The sequence below is a fragment of the Flavobacterium sp. genome, assembly GCF_027483985.1.
In the GTDB taxonomy this organism is placed as follows: Bacteria; Bacteroidota; Bacteroidia; order Flavobacteriales; family Flavobacteriaceae; genus Flavobacterium.
Genome location: NZ_JAIXTJ010000043.1, coordinates 38,757 through 63,011, shown reverse-complemented (window position 1 = coordinate 63,011; position 24,255 = coordinate 38,757). Strand labels below are relative to the sequence as shown.

Below are 24,255 nucleotides of genomic sequence, written 5' to 3'. Positions count from 1 at the left end.
CCTTAATCCTCAATCCTTAATCCTCAATCCTCAATCCTTAATCCTTAATCCTCAATCAACAATCCTCAATCCTCAATCCTCAATCCTCAATCAACAATCCAAAGTCTTACTACTTAATACTCCAATCTTAATACAAAAAAAACCCTTCCGTTTCCGGAAGGGCTTTCTATTTAATCCTCGAGTCCAAAGGACAAGTTAATCTAATTAAGGACTAATCACTAAGGACTAATCACTAAAGACTTATAAACTATCGTTTAATAACACGTAATGTTTTAGTATTAGCATCTTGAGATACAATCACGTTGTAAACTCCTGAAGGATATTGGTTTCCTAATTCAAATTCTTGAATGTCAGAAGCATTTATCATTCGATCTTCTACTAATTTTCCAATCATGTCATAAACTCTAACTTGGATACTTGCTTCGCTGTTAGTTTTAACATCCAACTTGAAGTTAGCTGCAAATGGGTTTGGATAAGCCAAAGCCTCAAAAGTATTTGCCACTTCTAATTGTACATCATCTCTAATAGTTCTTGCTTGCATTGGTGTTCTAAAAGTACACACTTTGCTAAAAGGACCAAAGTCTGGTTCGTTTGGTAATCTAACCGCAACTTGTACAGAATAAAGTTCACCATTTGGAATTAATCCAGGGAAATTATTCAATGTAAAACGGTTAATCGTATTATCATAGAACGTATCATATCCTGCTCCATCGTAAACTCTGAAACGGTACTGAGTAGCACCTGCTACACCATCTGCAATAATTAACTCAGAGTTACTTACTACTTGATAGTTATTACACTGAACCGTTCTTACTTGTGTAGTAGGATAAGCTGGTGTATTGATATCACAAGGTACGTTATATGGTAAGAAAGTACCATCAGTGTTTCTTAACGAAACCTCTACTCTATAAGTACTTGCAAATAAAATACCGCTCAATTGGGTCATATTAAATTTATTAGACGGTTGAGTAGTTTCTTGCGAAGCTCCTGTTGGAACACCACCTACTACTCTAGTCACTCTAAATCTATAAGCCGTAACGTTTGGTATAGCTGTAGCTGAAATAAACTGGTTCATTGTAGTCAATGTAGTACCACACTGTGCTCCAATAGTAGATACTGGATTAGGTGTGTTTACATAACATGGTGCGCCATAGAAAGGCTGATAAGCACCATTTAATTTAACAGAAACTTCAAACATATAGCGAGAATTATAAGTAGTATTCGGTACGTTAGATAACGAAATATTATTAACTGGACGCTCAATTACAATTGGATTTGCAAGTGGCACATTAGTTACATTATCAACTTTAGTAATTCTAAATTTATACCCTTGAGCAAAATTATACCAAGTAGCAGTAACTGTTGAATACCAGCCTGCTAAAGTAACACCACAACTTGCTGGAGCAAGAGTAGTTGTCGCTGGACATCCAGAAGTAGCAATGGTAAATGATTTCGCAGTGCCTCTACTACAACCTGCTGGTGTAGAAGCTGTTGCTGTATAAGTAACAGGCGCATCAATTTTAGAGTATACAGTATTTGTTGGAGTTCCTGTATAAGGTACAGTAGCTTCAATATCAGTATACAATCCAGCTGTTGGAGACCAAACAATTCCTGAAACAATTTGATAATTAACAACTAATTGAACAGATCCAAAAGTTGCATCATCACCACTATCATCAAGGGTTTCAGTCAATAATAAATTTACGACACCAGACGTAGCATTAAATCCAGCTAAATTAATAACCGGATTAGGTGTAATGGTACCACCAGATCCTAAAGTTGATATTTGCGTTGGAGCTAAGGTATAAGCACCTGATAAAGCTACTCTAATTTCACTTCTCCATGATGCACCAATCGCAGCAACATTATTCAATACCAACTGAGCACCTGTAATTACAGCTCCAGCAGGTATACCTGACAAAGTCACTGGAAATGATGCAGTTCCCGTACCTGATGATACTAAGTTCGTACCAAAAGACAAACTAGTAGAGGCTGGTGCAGGCGCAACAGAGGCTGTTAGAGTTTTAATCTCACCCACACAAGCAGTTGTTAAACTACCAGAGTTAGTTACAACTGGTGCTGGGTTTACACTTACAGTAACAGTAGTTGTACCCGTTGCAGAACATCCATCAACTGTACTAGCAGTAAAGCTATAAACTCCAGATGCCGCTAATGTAACATTAGAAATGCTTGGGTTTTGTAATGATGAAGTAAATCCATTTGGACCAGTCCAAGAGAAAATAGTTCCGTTTGTTGTAGTACCTGTTAAAGTTAAAGTAGTACCCTCACATGTTAAACTACCCGCAGTTGCTACTGCAGTTGGAACTTCATTCACAACTAATGCAACAGCATTAGAAATTACTACAGCACCACATAATGGAGTAATAACAACATCATAAGAAGCTTCATCAGCTTCAACAATAGATGGAATTGAATAAGTAGCAGCAGTCGCTCCTGAAATATTCAAACCATTTTTACGCCATTGGTAGGTCAAACTCGGACCTGTAGCAACTACTGAGAAAGTAGCTGGTGTTCCCGCACATTGACTCAAAGCTGTAGGTTGAGTTGCAATTGTTGCACCATCAACAACATTTACAGTTGTAGAGGCCATTGCAGAACATCCACTTGGTGAAGAGACAACAACTGTATAAGTTGTAGTTGTGTTTGGATTCACTGTTGGATTTGCTGCAGTAGAAGTAAATCCAGCTGGAACTGAAGACCAAGCATAAGTGAAAGTTGGCGTGTTATTTGGCACAAAACTATAAACAGTACCTGTTGCAGGTTTTGCCGCTAAACTTGTAGTTGAAGTAGTACTACTAACAGCTGGTGTTGTTACACTAGTCAAGTTTAAGTAACTATTAGCACCATTACCCGTTGGCGCACCAATCCCAATCGTAGCAGAACCAGAACTTACTGCCCCAGTTTCTGAGCGGTAAGCAAATTCAATTCTATTACTAGATTCATATAACTTAGCTTGAAAGCTTATTACTGGTGTAGAAGATAACCAATTCCACTCCCAGTTTCTCCATTCAACAGTTAATACTCTATTTGGAGCAATACCTGTTACTTCGAAACCAGCATAAGAACCACCTGTGGCTTTACCATCTAAATCATCCCATAACGGAGCAATAATTGGACGTAAAGCAGCATTCGCTGTAGATAAATTATTTGTAGCTGTATTAGTTGCAGATGGATTTAAAGAAATATAACCATCTGAAGACATTTTAAACTGTGTATAGTTAACTCCGCCATAATTGAATGTAAATCCAATATTTTGAGTAGCACTGATTACTGCATCAGCTTCTACTGTAGTTAATCGAGTTGCTGCAGCGCTTACTTGCGTATATGCACCAGTAGTAGCTGTAAAATTATAATTAGTAACACTTGGTGTTGTAAATAACTGACTTCCATTTGCAGTTAATTGAACTGAGGCATCAGCACAAACTGTGTTATTAGAAGCTATTGCTTGCGCACCAACAGCAGCACCTACTACAATATTTACAGTAGTAGAATTAATACAACCTGAAGCATCAGTACCAACTACGGTATAAGTAGTATTAACTGAAGGCGAAGCAGTTACTGTAGCTCCTGTCGTTGCAGATAAACCTGCAGCAGGAGACCAAGTATAAGTTGATGCTCCAGAGGCAGTCAAACTTACTGGTGAACCTGGAACACAGTAGCTAGCAGAACTTGGCGTAACAGTAATTGTAGGTTGCGATAAAGTCAAAGTAACCTCATTTGAGTAGATTTCTGGACAAGATCCTTGACCATTCACCATAGCTCTATAAGTAGTAACTCCAGCTTGATTAGCACTAGTTAAATTAACAGTTAAAGTAGCTCCAGGAGCTCCTGTATTTACCCAAGCAGTACCATTGTACACTTGCCATTGAATAACTCCTACTGAACCAGATGGTGTAACAGTAAATTGAGCGGTATCAGTAGCAGAACCAAAAGGTCTACACTTAGTCAGACTAACTGGTTGATTCATTTCGCTTATAGAAACGCCTTCACCAACATTTAAAGTTGCAGGATTTAACATAGTATTAGGACTCTGAGCAGGACCTTGTACTACTACATAATATAAATATCCATTAACACCATTGTTAAAATCAACACCTGATAAGGATAAAGTTGAATTTAAATTACTTGGTGAACCCGGAGTAACATCAAAAGCAGAAATAGAATAAGTAATGCCGTTAGCTACTAAACCATTAGTAATTAAAACAGCTCCATTTCCATCATTTCTATCCAAGTACCATTGGTAACCATCTACATCACCCGATGCTTGAACTGAAAAACTTGTAGAACCTGTGTTACATATTGCTGGAGAATTGGAAACTGGACCTTGAACGATACCTGTATTTCCTACAGATAACATAGCAGCAACTAAGTTTTCTTCCAACACATCTAAACAAGGTGCGGTAGCTAAAACTCTAGCTCTGTAATATCTTCCATTATATCCAGCTGGTGCATCACCACCTGGAACAGCAGTAATGGTCAAAGTCGAAGTTACTACACCAGAAGCAGTAGTTGTAGCTACACTGTAAGGTGCAGAAATAACAATATCAGCAAAAGTAGAACCTCCATCTGTTGATTCTTGCCATACAAAGGAAACACCTGTACCAGTAGCAGAACTACTAAAGACAGCATTTGTTCCCGTTAAAGTACTAACATTTTGAGGCGAAGTTAAATTAGCTATCGGCTCATTAACAGTAATAACTTTAGAAATTGTAGTTGTACAACCATCTATAGTTAAACTTAAATTAATTGTAGCTTGACCAGCTGAAACACCTGTTACAACACCACCAACAACAGTAGCGATTGATGGATTAGCAGAAGACCAGATGGCTCCTGGTGTAGTAGTTGCAAGCGTCAAAGTTTCCGGCATACATAAAGAATCTCCTCCAGTAATAGGATTGATTACAGGAGCAGTTTTAACTGTGAAAACAGCTGAACTTGTACCTGATGTTAGAGCATTAGTAACCGTAAAAGTGCCAGTAGTTAAACCAGAACTTAACGTAACTGTAATTGTAGTATTATTAACAACTGTATAAGCTACAGAAGTACCATTTAATGTAACCGAAGTTGCATTAGTAAAGTTTGAACCTGTTAAAGTTACAACTGTTGTACTTAAGTCATATTCGCAAGTATCAATTGGAGTAAAACTAGCTATTACAATAGGTTGTGGCACAACTCTAAAAGTATAATCTTCTGTCTCACCTGAAATAGCCGTATTACAAGAAGATGGCGAAGTAGCTAAAAAGTTAGATACAACTCTCATGCGATAGTTTCCTAAAGCCTGACCCGCTGGAACAACAAAATTTCCAGACGTACCAAATAAATACTCACCAGAATTATAAACTGTTTCACCTGCATCAGTGAAATCTAAATCATTATTCCAATCAATAAAAATCGCATAACCATAATCTGATAGACCTGTATCTGATGTGATAGCAAAATTAACAGTACCTCCAGCAACTTGAGAAACAAATTGTGCAGTAGCATTTTGATAACCATTAGCCGCTAAGCCTGTATTCAAATTAGAAATATTAGCGATACCACCAGTCGTTGAAAAATTATTAATGTAGTAAGACGCGGAAGCACCACCTGTAGATGGACAATATCCTGTTATGAAAGATATAGAAGCCCAAGAACTGTAATCTGAACCAAGTGTACAAGCAGTCCTTACGTGTAAATAATAAGTCAAATCTGGCATAACACTAAATCCTGATAAATTTAAATCAGTAGTAAAAGTTCCAGAAGTTGGTGGAGTGGCAGAATTGGTAACTGCATATTCATAACCAAGTGGTGAAGAACCGATAGTTGGAGCTAACCAAGCTAAATTTACCGTATTCGAAGCAGTTGAATATCCTGTAGCTGTCAATCCTGACGGAACAGTACATGCAGTTTGTGTTGTAAAGCTAGTTTGATTTAAAGCACCACAAGTTGGAGCACCGTTAGCATTTTTAGGAACAACATACCAGAAGTACTGCGTCAAACCTAATAATGCTTGAGCAGGAGTTACAGTATAAGATGTAGTTGTAGAATTAGCTAATAATGTGGTTGGTCCTGAAACAGTACCTAAATAAATATCATAACTTGTTGCATAGGTAGCTGCAGCCCAAGTTAATGTTGGAGTAATACTCACACCTGTTGCAGCATTTGCTGGTGAAGAATTAGTCGTACAAACTGGCGCAGGACTGAAAACACAAATTGAAAACTGACTATTATTAACAGGAGCACCTGAAAATCCTGCTGGATGACGGTAAACTCTTAAATAATAATCTGTACCAGCAACAGTTGTAAAGATAACTTGTTCTGTACCTCCTGTACCTACTCCATTAACACAACCTAGTGGCGTCAATAGTAGGTCAGAAGTACCGCAAGTACCTGAAGCTGCACTGAATCCTTCAACTGCAACGTCAAATCCAGGAACAGCAGTAACTGTTACACCATGCGTTGTAGAAGAAGCTGTAAACTTGAACCAAACATCTCTTATTGGAGAACTAGCACCTGTACAAGCTGGAGCAACAACACCATTTGTTGTAGTGAAGGTAGCACCAATTAAACTTGTTGTGCTACTTACAGACGATGAAGGAGCTGTTGTATCAACATAAGCATTACAGGTTGATAAAGCCCCAGGTGTTATAACAACAGCACCACAAGGATTATCATTCAATGGATTAGCAATAAGTGAATCACTCACACATATAGAAAAACCTGATCTTGTTCCAAATCCACTTCCATTATGAGAAACTCTAAGGTAGTAAGTAGCTCCTGGAGTTAATCCAACCGGATCTAAGGTTTCAGTTTGACCAAAATTAGTGGCTCCTGTAGTTGCATTAACGCAACCAAAACCAGCAAGATTTGCAAATAAATTGTCTGTCAATGAAACTACGGCATCAAAACCAGTAGCGCCTTTTACAGAAATTGTAACTTGACCTGAAGCAGGTGCAACAAAGCTAAACCAAACGTCATCATCCGGTGCAGTGGTGCACGTAGAGGGCTGTGGTGATGCAGTTGCACTGCCGGTAGTATAATAAGTACCACATAAATTAACACATGGTGATGAATTTACTGGTAGTAAAATTGCACCAGCTACATTATCATTGACAGGAGCTGTGTAAGCAAAAGTCGATGTTCCTGAAAAAGCTGTCGCTGCTTCAAACGTATATTTTGAATTACACTCTGTATCAACTGCTAATGATGTTGGATCAGTTGCTCCAAAAGCAACAGAGTTTTCACCTAACAACGCTAACGTTCTGAAAGTACCAGTCCCAGATGGACCAGCTAAACCAACGGAATAGGTATAAGGTGTAACATTTGAATTAGGTGTAGTACCATTTTGAGATTCCATCGAACCATATAATAACTCAATTTTATTTGAAGTTTCATACAATTTTGCCTGAAAATTCAAGTTAGGACCAGGATAAGAAAATCGCTCCATTCCAATCCATTCAACAGTAAGCACTCTATTCGGTGCAACACCATCTAATTGATATTTAATAAAAGTACCTATCTGTGCAACAGGAACTCCACCAGTAACAAATAAATCATCCCAAAACGGAGCTATGATATTAACACCAGTAGATAAGCTATTTGTAAATGATGAACTTGTTGAAGAACCTAGTCCAATAAAACCATTGGTATTAGCAACAAATTGTGTATAATTTGTTCCTTTATAAAAGAAATTAAATCCAATATTCGTGGCAGATGAACTACTATCATCTAAAGAACTAAAGCCTGTTAAAGCAGTACCCGAACTTTGAATTGAATTGAAGGTAATTCCAGTGCTTCTTGCTACATTGAAATCACAACCTACTAGTGAATACGTTACAACATTAGAAAATCCTGATAAACCTGAATTTGAACAAGTAACTTTCAATCTATAATAACGCGTACCAGTTAAAATAGGTGGGGTATAAGTAGCAGTTAGAGCCCCAGAACCTCCTACGGCATTTGCCCAAGCATCTGCAACACCATTATCATCAGACTCTTCCCATTGCAAAGTAATACCTGTAACTCCTGTTGAAAATCCAGAAACAGTAACTGGAGATGGAACAATGCCATTACATGCAGAAATGTTCGAAGCAGACACTGTTCCTCCAGATGGAGTTCCGGCACATGGTTGAGAAATATCAGCAGTATTAGCTCCAACGTATAAAGCACCAGCTGTTAATTGTGCAGTAGTTAAACCTATTCGTTGAGCACCTGGGGTAACTGTACCGTTTTGATGTGTTCCACCAAAAGGACCAGAAGCCAACATAATGCGAGAATTTCCATTTGACCCAACATATGAACCATTAGCTAAAGCTACAGCAGTATGTGTTCCAGAAGCATAAACATAACCAGCTTCAGCCGTTACAGTCCAATTACCATCATAACGGTCAGTAATAGTATAAGTACCGTCAACTACTGACAAACCAGAAGTTACAGTAGTAGCATCAGCATATGCAACAGTCAATTCTCCAGCAGTATTACCTGTTACAGTAGCAGAAGATCTTGAAATATACATCGCTCTAGTAGCACCAGAAGCCGTTAAAAATGGATACCTACTAGTTGTTCCTGTAGGATCACTCCCTGCAGTAACGGTAGTTCCTACAGCAGATGTTGTCCACCATCGAGCAAATCTAGCACCAGGCAAGAAACCTGTGCCGACAGCAGCTGTTAATGTATTTCCAGCAGCATAATTACCAAAAACTAATTTATTAGTTCCTAAATTAATTCTAGCAGCAGTTAACGTTAAATTATACGCAACGCGTATGTTATTAAAAGACCAATTAACATTTGGAGTAGCAATGTTTGTATTAGAAAAAACTAAATTTCTAATAACACCTGCTGTATTGGTTGTGCCTGTTGCAGTAACTGTACCACCAAAAGCACCAGAACCGGTAACACTTTGAACAGTACTACCATTAAGAACCAATTGCCCAGCAGTTGTTGTCCCCACAGAAACATCGATCCTTCCATCATTTACTATATTACCAGCTACATTTAGTGTTTTACCAGTGGTACCATTAAATACGTTAAATAATCCTCCTGTAGAAACCGTAAGACTACCATTAACACTAAAAGCTGTTGGAGTTGTACCGTATGTCAAGATACCAGATGCTCCACCTCCAATTGTTAAATTATTGATAGACAATCCAGTAGCATCAATAGTAACTGTATGACCATTAGAAATAATAGCACTATCAATTGGTGTTGGGGCAATACCACCGACCCAAGTAGCGCCAGCAGACCAGTTTCCAGTCGCAGCTGAAACAAATGTAGCTGCAGTTCTTGAAACAAGAGATATATTATCAATCGTTCCTGCAGGATTAGTACCTGTACTATTATCGTTTTTCCACGCAAAAATTAACCTAAAGGTTGTGCCCGAAAAAGATCCTGGAATGTAGAAAGTAGACGATTGAGTGGTTGTAGCTAGATTACAAGAACCTACGAAAGTAGCTCCTGCTATTCCTGCTGGCACAACCGCCAAACCATTACCAGGATAAGTTGTTGTACCTACAGGCGTAATAGTAGTTGGAGCTGCAAAAACTTGGATAGCATCCCATGTCGATTCACCATTACTAATCCAATTAAATGTTAAATTGATAACATTTTCACCTGCTGGTACAGTTACATCTCTATAAAAATAGTTTAATGTATTGTCCACATTGCTATAACCATTCGATGTACCTCCCGTATTACTAATGAATGCGGAATTACCGGTAATAGCACCGCTTGAAACAGCTGTACCTACCACAAACTGATTTACAGAAGCCGAATTCGAAACAGTCCAACCATTTGCAGCAAATGTTGCACCATTATTAAATCCTCCGTCACCAGCTGGACTAATTAAAGTAGTTTGCGAGTAAATGGTATTACCTACTAAAAGTACGGCAATAAACATAATCAAATTCACAAACCACGACGTTCGCGTTTTACCTCGAGTATTGGGAGAGTTCCCAACTACTTCCGGCTCCTGCGAGCTGAGTTTCGAAAACATTCGATAACTCAGAGAATTGTAGTTATTCATCATAATTTAAAAAAATTGGGTTAATTAATGGGTTAAGATATAAATAATATTAATAATAATTTAACACTTGAAATGCAAAACCGATGTATTTACCAAAAAAATCGATAAAGTACATACTTAGCTGTCGCATTTTGTAATACAAATAGGAAAAAACAAAAAAAGCCCATACAAATGCAATTTGTATGGGCTTTTTAAAAAGATATTTTTAAAAAATTAACTTCTTTGTTACTAATATCCCATCAGTAGAAACAACATTCACCAACAATACTTGTTGCGAAGAATGAAGAGAAGTAATTTTAAAATCAGTAGCATTAACAGCATTGTTAGAATACAATAAACTGCCTCTGATATCATAAACTTGAATCGACTTCATCGGAGTTAAAGAAGAATTCAAATGGATAGTTTGATTTTCTTTTACAACTAACAAACTCTCCTCGGTAAAAGTTTGATCTACAACAGCTAAAGCACTTGAAGTAAATCGTAAAACAAAACGATCGTTAAAAGTACCAGCATTAGTAGTAAAAGCATAATTACTAAGTTTTAAATTGTGCATCACATTTAATAACTTATCTTCTAAAAACACTTTTTGAGTATCAAAAATACCATCAAAATTAGACAATTTAATTTCAAACGAACCAGCAGCAGTACTGCTATAACCTAAAGGCACAACGTCATTTTCATTAAAAGGTAAACCACGACCTTGTATAGCTAAATTTTGAGTTCCTAAAGTAGAATAGAAATTTACAGCGTTTCCTGCATTCACAACATCACCATCATAACCACTATCATAAGCATCTGTAGCACCAGCAGCATAACCAACAAGCGTTTGCTTGTAAGCACCTTGATTATTAAACAATTCTAACCAAACGCGACTCTTATTACCCGCATTAACTGAAGTAGCCGAATTGTTATATCTAAAAAACTGATTGTTATTTCCTGTTATACGCATTGAATTATTGAACACAGCATTTCCATTCAAGAAACCTTTTATAAAGAACCCTTGACCAGCAGCAACATTACCATTTGGTACAGCATTGTTAGCTCCCGGAGCACCAGACGTACCAACACCTCCCATATAATTATATACTGCATAGTCACTATTAGTATAATTGTTGTTAGTAATAATAGTATTATGTGTCCACAAGTAGATAGTTTTATCAACTACTCCTGTACCTGTTGTGATTCCATTGAAATCAAAGAATAAGTCAATATCAATAGCACTCGGATAAGGATTACCAATCAAGTTCACATCTGTAGCACCTAGTACAATTGGTGCATTAATAACACCATTATTAGGTACACCAGCAAAAACTCCATTAAAGATAGATGGGGTAATCGGATCGTGGGTATTTGGAGCACGGATAATGTAACCTTTACCGGCGATCATTAAATTAGTACTCGGCTCGCTCACATATTGATTAATAGCTGGGTTAAAAGAATAATATTTATCATATTGAGTCAAAGGTGAAAATGCAACCATAGTTTGTGGCGCAACTGGCGAAGACCAATAAGTATAATCAAATTTTCTAACAGGTGTAGTATTACGTTTATAAGTAATTGGTCCCGTATTAGAAACACCATTTACCACTTGTACCAAACTAGCATTATTTTCAAATGTCAAAGTACCTCCAGAAGTATTAACTGCGTTTTGAACAATCAAAGAATGTCCTGGCATAAAAATAACATCACCACTAGAAATAAATACCGAACAAGCCGTCAAATCTCCTGTTGAAGTGTAATCGCCATCAAAAACAGCTGCCACACTGGCACTTGGCGTACCATTACTCCAACCCGAACCATCCCAAGTGGTATCAAGTAAGGTAATCGTAACTACATTTGAAAATCCTGTACAACCACCATTAGAAACTACTGCTCTGTAATATCTTGTAGCATTCAATGAACCCATTTGTGCAGAAGTTAAGGTCGTAGAAGCACTTGTAGGAATATCAATTGGAGTAGTAAAAGCTAAGGTGTTAGAATACTGCCATCTTAAAACCGTTCCAACAGCACCACTTACGGTTAAATTAGCAGGAGCTCCCGAACAAATAGTTTGATTACTTGAAGCCGTTCCTGCAGTAACCGAAGCTACTGTCACAGACACTGTATTTGTAGCAGAACAAATTGTTGGACCAGGTGTGCTAGCAGAAGCAGTATAAGTAGTCGGCACGGCTGTACTAGCATAAACAGTATTAGCACCAGTACCTGCTACATAGGGCGAAGTAGCTGCTGCATCATTAAACAGTCCAGTCACTGGCGTCCAAACAATTGAAGAGGTAGCACTACCAGCAACTTTTACATTGTCAAGTGCCCACCACCAACCCCAGTTGGATTGATAATTAAAACGAATATAGATAGTCTGACCGACGTAAGCATTCAAATTAACAATGGCCAAAGCAAAGTTAGAAGCAGTTCCTTGATCAGCAGTATAACTATTTAAAGAAGTCCAAGGTCCTGTTGCTGAAGTCGAAACATCTACAGTAGCAATATCACTCGCTGCAAACCAATTAAAAAAGTGATAAAAACTTAAAGAAGCCGTTTGGTATCCAGTTAAATTAATCGCTGGCGATACCATTGAAGTACGCGTAACACTCGGCGAAGGTGTTCCTCCTTGTGCATCGGAATTAGAAACCACAAACTGAGAATTATCATTACTAAATAGAGTAGAAAACGAAACCGCAGAACCATTTGGACGTACAGTCCAAGCTGGTGCAGCAGCATTTGCTCCTCCTGACGAAGTATTTGAAGTAGTCCAAGCTCCTAATCCAGAGTTAAAATCTTCATTGAAAATGGTAATATTTGAAACTACTCCTCCAGAAGCTGTTAATGGAATTCCCGCGCCACCAGCACAAGATACCGTACCAGATGGTGCAGTAATTGTTATCGGTGTAGGAACATCATTAGCAACATAAACAAAAGAAACAGAATTCGTACTAAAAGCACCGCTTGTTTGATTCGCTGTTAAAGTATAAGTAGTATTTGAAGTATTTCTAAAGGTATATCCTGATGCTGGTGTACCCGTAACACCACCTGGTGGACTCCAAGAAAATGTGTCATAATCTGCAAGACCCGCAGTAATTGTTACTAAAGGCGATGCAATATTAGCGCATTGGGTACTAGTGTTAGAACTTAATGTTAAAGCTGGCGGTGCAACAACAACATTAATAGAATAATCTTCATAGGCTTGATATGCACCCACTCTACAAGGCGTTAAAGGTCCTCCTGTAAAAGTTGGGGCGTCAATACCTCCAATACGCATACGTCTCGGTCCAAGTGGCTGAGCCAAAGGAACAGTAAAACTAGCATTTAAAGTCGATGGATTCGGAGCAGCTGAAACTCCGGTGTAAACCGATTCGCCAGCATCATCAAAATCACCATCATTATTCCAATCCACCCAAATGTTAGTATCATAAGTAAATCCTGTTCCAAAAGTTATATTCACAGGAATAGTAGCACCTTGAGCCACATTCGTACTCAAACTAGAATAGTTTCCATAATTATTTGCCTCAATACCTGTAGTATTATTAATCGTACCCATAGTTACATTAGTAATACCATTCGGATCTTGAGTATTTCCTCCACCTGATGGCGAACAATAAGTAGGCGGAGCAATTGCTGTAGTAAAAGTTACATAATCAGACCACTGACTGTTATATCCTGCTGAACAGTTGCCTCTTACCCAAAAATAATAAGTGGTTGACGGAGTTAAACCAGACAAGTTGGCTACAGTAGCACCTGCCCCAACAGTACCTGTTCCTGCGGCATTATTAGATAATTGCTCAGTAGCAGTTCCAGTTCCAGTTCCTACACCAGTAGCGATAAAAGCTGTACCAACAGTATTCGAACTAGCTCCTATTAATGTAAAATTGGTAGTATTCACAGCGGTAATCACATAAGTAGCTCCAATCACAAATGAACCAGCTGTTTTAACAGGATTGGTAGTACTTAAAAAGTAAGTATAACCTCCTCCTGGAGCTGGCGAAGGAGCTGTCCACGAAACTAAAGCACTATTAAAAGAAACTAAAGCAGGAGGAACAGTTAAACCAGTTGGTTTCTTACAATTTGAATCATAAACCTGAATATCATCTAAATAAATCTCACCATTATTGGCATCAGAATAAGCGTGGAAACCAAAATAATATACACCTGTTGTCGGTGCAGTAAAGTTTACAATATTATTGAAGTTTGAAGTTTTAATAACCGGATGATTATCTACTGGATAAACCATAGCACTAGCCGTTGGAGCTAAACCATATTTTACCTCAAGTTTATTGGTTATCAAAGTATTTTGAGAAGAACCTCCATACAAATAATCTATAGTATACTCATTTCCAGCAATCAAATTAATTCCTCGTGTGTAAAACCAAGCATTAGCCGCTTCCACAGGATGGAAATTATAAATCAAATGTTCACTTAAAAAATTCGCACCCACAGGACCTGTTGTTGTAACCCATTGATTACCCAAAGTATTTTGTCTTGTAGTACAAGGCGGAATAGCCGGAGCAGTATAAGGATTACTAAAAGGATCAAAATCTTCAATATAAGCCGTATTCACAGCAGAACAAAAAGTAGTAAAAGGAGTTGAGGCAACCCAAGAACCAAAAGTACTTCCACCGCAAAAAGAACGAACATAAACTCGATATGTCGTATTACCTATTAAACTACTAATCGTAAAAGGATTAGACGGAACAGTACCACTTTGTGCTAAACCTGTTGCACCACTTCCTGGCAAACCACTAGTTCTAACCTCATAAACATAACCATTTGATGGAGCAACCGAAGGTGCCACAAAGTTAACATTAGCTGTAGTAATAGCTACACCAGAAACAGTAACGGAAGAAGGACTCGGACAAGGATCAGGCGTAAAACGGAAAGATCTAGCACTTCCCATCGCAATAATACCAGGTGTTGGTTTAATTCTTACTAAATCGCCATTAGCTGAACCCGCAGGTAGTATTGTCGTAGGCCAGTCAGTCGTAGGAGTGGGAAAAGCAAAATTTTTAAAATCAGCATTACTACTTCCTCTTAAACCAATCTGTCCGGTTCCATTACCATTTGGAGCAAAGTTATTGTAATGCAACTCAACAATATTTGATGTCTCATAAAGCCAAATTTGCATTTGCATATTGCCTGTATCCAAACCAGTTAAGGCACCATTAGATCTTCTAATACCCCAATCAACTTTTAATATTCTATTCGGACTTGTTCCAGTTACAATATATGAAACATTAATGGCTGCATTATTTGGAACCAACAAATCCATATCTCTTCCATAAACAGCAATTGCACCTGCATAAGCTTCAGTACTTGATAAAGGAATATAATTAGTGGTACTTGGCAATGTAGCTCCGAAAGTCATAAAACCATTCATCGAAACTTGGACATTGGTCAATGCAGGATAAGTAGCACCATTAAAGGTAAAATTAAAAGGCAATGGCAATGCCATAATCTGATCATCTGTTGCCGTAGATGTTGATGAAAGTGCGATCTTATTAGCACCTCCAACAGGAGAGGGCAACGGGGCATATGCATTTGTTACTGCAGTTACTGTATACGAACTCACCTGTCCAGTTACACTAATTGTGGTAAAAAGACCTAATACAACTAAAAGTAGGGTTTTAATCGCAGTAGTTTTAAAAAAAGTAGTTGTTAGTTTTTCAAGTAATGATACTATCATAGCATTTTTATTTTGGGATACAATTATAAACTTAATTAAGTGTATAAAAATACATTATTTTTTTGTAAAATTTTGATATAAGTAACTGTCTAACTGATAAATCGACAAAATGCATTATATAATCGATAAAAAACACGTTACATTTAAAAACACACCAATTCAAAAGTAAGAAATACGCTCATTAATATAATATGGAACAAATTGGTAGTCTATTTTGATAATTATAATTTTTCAATAATTTAACACCTATTATATAGATAGTAATAAAGAGTACCACAAAAAAGTAAAAGATACAAAAAAAGCTTCCCAAAAATGGAGAAGCTTTTTTTCTAAACTAACCTAACTATATTGATTCTAACCTAACTCAAGCGATAGCTATTTCTTGACTAAGTACACGTTTCATAAAAGTTCTGTAAAGCACTTTGTTTGGCGTAACACCCGAAGAAATAATCTGTTTTTTTGTAGAAATTTTAGTAGCAGATTCAGAAGATCTGTTAATATTTTGAGTTTGTTTAGAACCCATAAACCAATTCACAAAATCAACATCTGATTCAAAAGCAACAGCCGATTCAGTTACAACAGAAACAGCAGTAGTCTCACAAACCTCAGCAGTGACAGAAGTCTGACCAAACGTTTGAACACTTGATAATAAAAACACAACAAAAAGAATAACTAAAAACATTCTGTTTTCAGAGATAAATGATGTTGATGGAGTCGTTGTATTCATTGCTTTGTTTTAATTTCTGGAGCAAAACTACAGCCGCAACAACGAGAAATAAAATATATTCGATGAATAGCACCAAAACTCGTTATAACCCACCTTGCAGGTAATTAGTCTATAAAAGAGGTATTTAATCTAGAACCAACCAAACAATATCAAAAAAAGAAGAAAACATCCCACCAGAAACCAACCAACGAAACTCAACAGCAAAACTCAACAAAGAAACTCCACAAAGAAACTCCACCCCAATTTGTCATGTTGACAAAGGAAACATCCCACAAGAAACTAACCAAAGAAACTCCAAAAAAAACTGAAACAGAAAACTAATTACTAATCACTAAGAACCAATCACTAAGGACTAATCACTAAGGACTAATCACTAAGGACTAATCACTAATTAACGTACTTCTTAGTAACCTTCAATCCGTCACTAGAAGTAATCTCAATCAATAAAACCTGGTTGGTAGTACCAGCATCAAAAGAAGTTCTAGTCGCGTTAATGTCCTTCTTTTCAAGCAATAGCCTTCCTCGAACATCAAACACTCTAATCGACTGCATAAGAGCAGCACCCGAATCAATAAAAAGCTCTTGCGCAGGTTTATATAAAACTATAGCATCGCTATTAAAAGAAGCAGAAGAAACAGACAACGCACCATTGCGATACACTAAAACAAAACGTTCGTTAAACGTTCCTGCATTTGATCTAAACACATAAGAAGACTGTTTCAAATCGTGAATAATATCGGTAACTTTATCCTTCAAATAAATAGATTGATTCAAAAACAACCCATCAAAATCATACAGATTAATAGTAAATTCTCCCGAAGAAGCGGTATAAAATCCTAAAGGCACCTCATCCAAATCAGAAAAAGGCAAAGAACGTCCTTGTATAGATAAAGTAGACAACGTTGGAGCTAACGAATATAAAGAAACAGGATTCCCAACATTAAGATAATCACTATCATAACCACGATCAATTCCCATAGTCGCATTCGTAGCATAACCAACTAAAGTCTGCTTGTAATTGCCTTGATCATTAACAATATCAAGCCAAATCCTATGTTTTTCAATCGAAGTTAATACCGAACCTGTTCCTACAGTCGGCGCTTGCATTCTAAAAAACTGATTGTTATCTCCAACCAAACGCATAGCATTTCTAAAGGTTGCCACGCCGCTTGCTAATCCTTTAACAAAAAATCCTTGCCCTGAAGCAATTTTGCCATTTGGAACAGTGTTATTAATGCCCGTATTAGGTGCCGAACTGGTTCCTGTTCCTCCTAAATAATTATAAATCGCATAATCATTATTAGTATACTGACCCGCCAAAATTGGAGTGTTGTGCGTCCACAAATAAATAGAAGCATCCACTACACCAACATTTAAAGGATCGGATAAAAATAAATCAGCACTCACAGCACTTGGATAAGGATTTCCTAACAAATTAAAAGTACTTGCAGCAACCGAAACCGGAGTTGTAATAATACCATTATTAGGTACACCAACAAAACTTGCATTATATACCGAAGGCGTAACCAAACTATAATTATTAGGAGCGCGAATAATATATCCTTTACCCAAAGCCATACCGGAACTCGGAGCTACATTGGACCAATTTCCAAGGGCTGGACTAAATTCAAAAAATTTATCTGATGGAGTCAAAGGCGAAAAGGTAGACAACACTTGATTCGCTACAGGAGAAGACCAATAAGTATAATCAAATTTAGTCATAGGCATAGCAGATCGTCGGTAAGTAATATTCCCGGCATTAACCGCAGCATTATTCAATTGAACCAAACTTGAAGTAGTATTAAAAATCAAAGCGCCTGCTACAACCGTAACATCATTGGTGACTACCAACGAATGATTAGCATTAAAAGTAACCGTTCCTGCGCTTACACGAACAGAACAAGCATATAAATCACCAGTCGATGTATAATTACCAGCAAATATAGCTCTTGTAGTAGCATTAGGCACACCATTACTCCAAGAGGTACCATTCCAAGTAGTGGAATAAAAAGCTACAAAAACCACATTAGAATAAAGTTGACTACACACACCACTTCTAACAACTGCTCTAAAATAACGAATGGTTGCAAAGACACCCATTTGCGCTGGAGTTAAGATGGTTGTGGTATTAGCAATGGTAGTTACTCCAGAGGTAAAAGCAGCATCATTAGCATATTCCCATCGCAAAATACTTCCCACACTTCCCGTCAAAACAAGATTATTTGCAGGTGTTCCAGTACAAATGGATTGGTCACTGGAAAGCACTCCAGCAACAGTTTGTGGTGAAACAGTCAACGTGTTAGTAACAACTCGCAAACAACCATTAGACCCAGTTAAAGTGGCCGTATAAGTTATGGTATTCGTTGGTTTTGAATAAACAACAGTGGCAGGCGTATTGGCAACATAAGGTATTGTTCCTGCTGGATCAGAATATAAATCAGTAATCGGAGACCAGGTTAAAGCAGCGGTCAAAGTTCCTGCTACTCTTACATTATCCAAAGCCCAACAGTAACCCCAATTTGAAAAATAATTAAAACGAATCTTTAAATCAGGCAAGCCTAAATAAGCCGCTAAGTCTATAACCACATTAGAAAAAGCACCTGGTCCGCCTTGCAAAACAGTATAGTTTTGTAAATTAGTCCAAGTAACGCCATTGTCAGAAGTGATTTGTACTTCAAATTTATCAAACGCAATAGCATTAATATAATGATAAAAACTCAAATTCGCTGACGTAAATCCTTCCAAATTAAAGGAAGGCGAAGTTAAAGTAGTTCTTGTAATCGTACCCGCGGTACCACTTTGCGAATCAGAATTGGCTAAATAAAATTGGGAATTATCATTACTATTGAAAGTAACATTCCAACCAAAACCATTAATGTAATTATAGCCTGCTGGCCTCAAAGTCCATTGCGACGCCAAAGTATTGCCGCCAGTAGAACTATTTGCTACAACCCAATTATTGGTCGGAGCATTAAAATTTTCATTAATCAATACTGCTGGACTAGCGATGCTCGTACTTCCTAATAAAGGCTGCACCGTTCCTTGACAAATGGAAGGATTAACAGGAAGTATGGAAACAATCGGCGGCGCTTGATTAACTACCACGGTCAAAGTAGCTAAATTACCACACTGTGCACCTGTGGTTTGATTAGCCAACAAGACATAGGTAGTAGTAACCGTTGGATTAAAAGTAAATCCTGCTGCAACCGATCCTGAAACACCTGTAGAAGGCGACCAAACCAAACTATCATAAGAGGAACCACCAAATACGCTAACTAATGATGTAGTTTCATTTTCACATATAGTCAAAGTAGAAGCACTCAAACTTAAAGCTGGTGGAGCAGAAACAGTAGCTGTTACCGGAACTCTACCCGATAAACATTCTGTGGTAAACCTCCAATTATAAGCACCCAAATTAAAATTGCCATCAATACTATTGCCTTCGATACTAGCTACTGAAGACACATAAGGATAGGACGAATTGGTAGTATTCATACGCAATCCTGAAGCAGGTAACGTATCAAAATATAAATTATATACGCCCGGAAGTAAATTATAATTCATTATAATTTGCTGCAAGGTAGATCCACCTGCAACAGACGTAGTAAAATTAAAACTAGCTAAAGTAATATTGGCAGAATTTCGAATAACCAATTTTCCTGCCTGTCCAGATGCTATGGGAAAGATATCTACAGATTGTAGAGAAGTTACCGTATGAACGGTAAAATTCACAAAACCTTGATAATTCTGAAGTCCTTTAACACCCAATTGAGTGGTTGGATTGGATGGACCTAACTTTACTATAGCTCCAAATGCTCTAGCCTCAGCATAATATGTGGTAGTAGCACTTAATGGTGCTGTCGTAAAAGTTGTTCCTGAACCAACCTGAGCACCGCTAGTCATCGAATCAAACCAACGAATGGAAGAACCAGAACTCGGATTCGCAACCAAATTCACTGTTCCATAACCACATCTTGTTGCCGCAATTGTAGAAGTTATTATTGGAGTAGAACACTCCGTATTAAACGTTTCTTCAACCGACCAAACACTCTTATCAGAAGAAGAACAATTACCTCGAATCCAAATATAATAACTTGTACTTGGATTCAAACCGGTCAAATTTAAAGTAGTTACTCCTGCTCCAACAGAACCAGTGGGTACCGTTAATGCGGTAGGTGGTGTTGCAGTTGTAGATAGAAAATACTCATAACCTAATGCGGGTGGAATAGTCGAAGGAATCCAACTCAAACTTGTTGTAGTTGATGTAATTGCAGTTGTGAGCACCTCCGTAGGTTCAATACAAGAAGGCGATGGCGTCACACTAATATCGTCAATAACTATGTAAGTTTGGTTAGCAATACTATTGCCTCTAAAACCAATATAAAACACACCAGAGTTTAGAGGTGTAAAATCAACTTGTGTAGTCTCGTAGAAACTATTATCAAAAGAAGTTAAGGTAGTTAATGTAGTAGTCATTCCTGCTACTGATTGACTAGTCCCGTACAACACAGATAAATTTTCAGAATTAGAAGCTGTATTACCGGTATTATAACTAAACTTTAATCGATAAGAAACTCCTCCGGTTAAACTCAAACCAGGTAGAAAAAACCAATCGTTCATATCAACGGTAGCATTCTTATCTATTTGAATAGAACGAGAAGCTGAAGCAAAATTCAAGGACTGAGTACGCCATTGATTCGTATCGGCATTAGCATTCAAAACCGAAAAACAGGTAGGAACGCTGCCAACTGGCGTCAAATCGAAATTTTGAACATACGGAATGGTATAAAAACCACAGGTCGTTGCAACCGTGATGGTATTACTATTAATTATACAACCCGGACCAAGAGCTCTCACTCTATAATAATAAGTTGTAAAAGGCAACAATCCCGATACCACTTGAGAGGTAACACCAGAACCCAAAATCAAATTATTATAACCCGGTAAAAAAGTGGTAAAAGCAGAACTCGTTGAGATATCAAGAGCATAACCTGTTGCACCTGCTACTGGATTCCAATTGGCAGTAAATTCGTTTCCTCCAACAGCCACAGCAGCATTGGCTACAGCCGATTGAAAACAAGTCGTTGCCGATCCAAATAACGGATCAACTAAATTATAAAACGGACCTCCTGCACATTTTTCATTAAAAGAAATCACCCAATAATAATAGGTGGTTCCTGAAGTTAATCCGGTCTGATTAAAGGTAGTCAAATTAGAATTAGCAACCACTCTATAAACAGGAGCAGCACCATAATTAAAACCTACATTATAAATGTTTCTATTGATAAAAGTGGCAGAAGTTGGTGGCGTATTGACAGTACTTCTTACAATTAAATATTTAGAAGGTGCAGGATTAGCCGCAGTAAACGTATTTCCTAAAAAGGAATTACTTGTTATGCCTGTGCCTCCAATAATTAAACCGGTAGCTTGACTAGGCGGTGTGACGCAAGGCGGACCAGGAACATACAAATATTGAAAACCAAACGGAGGAAACGCAGAAGGATTCGTTAACAAGGTATGATTATTTAACGTACCATTAACAGTAGCACCGGTAACGCTCCATAATTGGTTACTTCCCTGAAATCGATTAAAGACATTACCTTGATTGAAATCACTATTCTGACCACGCAAACCAACTTGAACGTTCACCGTAGTAGTCGATAAAGTAGTATCACAATTGCCATAAACTAGCAGAATCTCATTAGTGGTTTCTGACAAACGAATTTGAAAATCCAAATCACCAACAGCTGCTTTTCTATTAGCACGCGTCCATTGCACAATAAAAGTTCGGTTAGGTGCAACGCCTTCTACTGCATAAACAATAGCTGCCGGATTCGAAACACTAGAAACCAAATCAGTTCCTAAAGCACTAATAACACCTCCACCAATAGCACCATTATAAGTCGTATTATCAGATAGTGGAGTATAATTAACGGCCGATGGTACAACAGTTCCAAAAGTGATAAAACCATTCGGACTAATATAACATTGGGTAAAATTAACACTGTCGTAATTAAAAGTAAACCCTATAGGCACTTGAATAGCTCCCGAATTATCCCAAGGTGCCGCAATAGCCGTTGTGGCTGTAACAGGCAAAGGTGTAAAACCAACAACAGATTGGGTTAAAGTATAAGCATTTACTTGCGCAATAGCACTAGTAGTTCCAAATAGAACCAACAATAAAGCAACGATAAAAGAAGTAAACGTATTTTTTTTTCTTGGCAACATTAGTATTTACGAGACTACAATGACACATTAAAAACAACACTTTGACTACACCTAACTATTTGAATAAATAACAGTTAGAAGTATGACTCGACTAAAATAACATATTTTAACATAGTGCCCATAGAACTCGTAATTTATTCGATTATAAACAATAAAATCCGATGAAATACATTAATTAAAACAAAATTAGCAAACGAATAACAAAAAAAGTTTTCTCTTTTTGCTTTAGAAAATACGTAAGGAATTTCACCAACATTGTGTAATAAAAAAAACAAAAAAGCAACAATATTTAAAACCATATTACGTTAAAAAAAAATCAACTTATTCAATTAATAAACAACAAACTAAGGTATGGCTAGAGTAATTGCACCATTTAAAATTGTAGGAACCATAGGAGATTTGAACTTTTATATGGATAAAGAAAAAGAAAATAATTATGTAAGAGCCAAAGGCAAAACAGGAGTTTCATCAAAAGAATTCATGCAAAATCCAGTCTTTACAAAAGCAAGAAACCACGGCAAAGAGTTTGGAAGATGTACAATAAAAGCAAAAAATTTTAGGTTTACTGCCTTGTACCTATTCAAAAGAGCAAAAGACGGAAGCTTCGCAGGAAGAACCAACAGATTAATGTTGGACGTAATGAACGAAGACACCGAAAACCAACCAGGCGAAAGAACCGTAGAAATCGGAATGAAATCGAGTGATGCCAAAGATTATTTTGTTGGTTTTGAAGGCAATAAAGCAAGACCACTAAAAAAAGTTTTAAAAGCCAAGTGGCACTGGAACGAAGAAACCAGTGAATGCACCATACCAAAATTCCACCCAAGCAAACACCTAGACTGGCCAGAAGAAGCCGAATTCGCCCATATAGCAATAGCAAGAACCAATTGGAATTATGTAGAAAATAAATTCACAACAATTTATAGTGAAGAAATAATTTTTGAAAAAGAAGAAAAACCAAGCAATCTAAAAATAAAAACAGCCATCCCAGAAGGCAACCACCTACAAGTAACCTTCCTATTCATAGGCTTCTCAATAAAACACAGAAAAACCACCAAAGAACTAAAAAGAATAAACAACACCATATCAATAATTTGGTGCAAATAGCAACAACTTAAAAACAAATCCACCCCAATCTGTCATTCCAACAAAGTAAGAATCCCACCAGAAACTCCACAAAGAAACTCCACCCCAATTTGTCATTCTGACGAAGGAAGAATCCCACCAGAAACCAACCAAAGAAACTCCACCCCAATTTGTCATTCTGCCGAAGGAAGAATCCCACCAGAAACTAACCAACGAAACTCCACCCCAATTTGTCATTCCAACAAGGAAAGAATCCCACTAGAAACTAACCAAAGAAACTCCACCCCAATTTGTCATTCTGACGAAGAAAGAATCCCACCAGAAACTCCACAAAGAAACTCCACCCCAATTTGTCATTCCAACAAGGAAAGAATCCCACTAGAAACTCCACAAAGAAACTCCGCCCCAATTTGTCATTCTGACGCAGGAAGAATCCCACCAGAAACTCCAAAAAGAAACTCCACAAAGAAACTCAACCAAAACACATCCAACCCAATTTATCATTCCAAAAAACGAAGA

Annotated in this window: 6 protein-coding genes; 1 reads left to right on the top strand and 5 read right to left on the bottom strand. The window is 37.4% G+C overall.

Going from position 1 to position 24,255, the window contains the following annotated elements; all coding sequences use genetic code 11:
* Nucleotides 1-247 precede the first annotated feature (247 nt).
* The 4 genes from Q0050_RS11640 to Q0050_RS11625 form a co-directional block, all read right to left on the bottom strand.
* Nucleotides 248-10,024 (bottom strand): GEVED domain-containing protein, encoded by a 9,777-nt coding sequence (locus Q0050_RS11640; RefSeq protein WP_298395844.1) that lies wholly within the window; start codon nucleotides 10,022-10,024, stop codon nucleotides 248-250.
* Nucleotides 10,025-10,226: 202 nt separating this feature from the next.
* Nucleotides 10,227-15,695 carry a GEVED domain-containing protein gene (locus Q0050_RS11635; RefSeq protein ID WP_298395842.1) on the bottom strand — a complete coding sequence of 1,823 codons (5,469 nt, stop codon included), beginning with the start codon at nucleotides 15,693-15,695 and terminating at the stop codon, nucleotides 10,227-10,229.
* Nucleotides 15,696-16,059: 364 nt separating this feature from the next.
* On the bottom strand, nucleotides 16,060-16,422 hold the full coding sequence (locus tag Q0050_RS11630; protein ID WP_298395839.1) for a hypothetical protein: 363 nt from the start codon (nucleotides 16,420-16,422) through the stop codon (nucleotides 16,060-16,062).
* Nucleotides 16,423-16,809: 387 nt separating this feature from the next.
* Nucleotides 16,810-22,650: a choice-of-anchor J domain-containing protein gene (locus Q0050_RS11625; RefSeq protein ID WP_298395836.1), complete on the bottom strand. Its 5,841-nt coding sequence runs from the start codon at nucleotides 22,648-22,650 to the stop codon at nucleotides 16,810-16,812.
* A 351-nt stretch (nucleotides 22,651-23,001) separates the two neighbouring features.
* Here Q0050_RS11625 and Q0050_RS11620 point away from each other — a divergent pair, with 351 nt between their 5' ends.
* A complete protein-coding gene (locus Q0050_RS11620; protein WP_298395833.1) occupies nucleotides 23,002-23,757 on the top strand; it encodes a hypothetical protein in 756 nt (251 codons plus the stop codon).
* Here Q0050_RS11620 and Q0050_RS11615 read toward each other — a convergent pair.
* A complete protein-coding gene (locus Q0050_RS11615; protein WP_298395830.1) occupies nucleotides 23,737-23,973 on the bottom strand; it encodes a hypothetical protein in 237 nt (78 codons plus the stop codon). The genes Q0050_RS11620 and Q0050_RS11615 overlap by 21 nt on opposite strands.
* Between the last annotated feature and the right edge of the window lie 282 nt (nucleotides 23,974-24,255).

Coding starts and splice junctions, on each gene's coding strand:
- Q0050_RS11640 (WP_298395844.1), bottom strand. CDS start 10,024: ATGATGAATAACTACAATTCTCTGAGTTATCGAATGTTTTCGAAACTC.
- Q0050_RS11635 (WP_298395842.1), bottom strand. CDS start 15,695: ATGATAGTATCATTACTTGAAAAACTAACAACTACTTTTTTTAAAACT.
- Q0050_RS11630 (WP_298395839.1), bottom strand. CDS start 16,422: ATGAATACAACGACTCCATCAACATCATTTATCTCTGAAAACAGAATG.
- Q0050_RS11625 (WP_298395836.1), bottom strand. CDS start 22,650: ATGTTGCCAAGAAAAAAAAATACGTTTACTTCTTTTATCGTTGCTTTA.
- Q0050_RS11620 (WP_298395833.1), top strand. CDS start 23,002: ATGGCTAGAGTAATTGCACCATTTAAAATTGTAGGAACCATAGGAGAT.
- Q0050_RS11615 (WP_298395830.1), bottom strand. CDS start 23,973: ATGACAAATTGGGGTGGAGTTTCGTTGGTTAGTTTCTGGTGGGATTCT.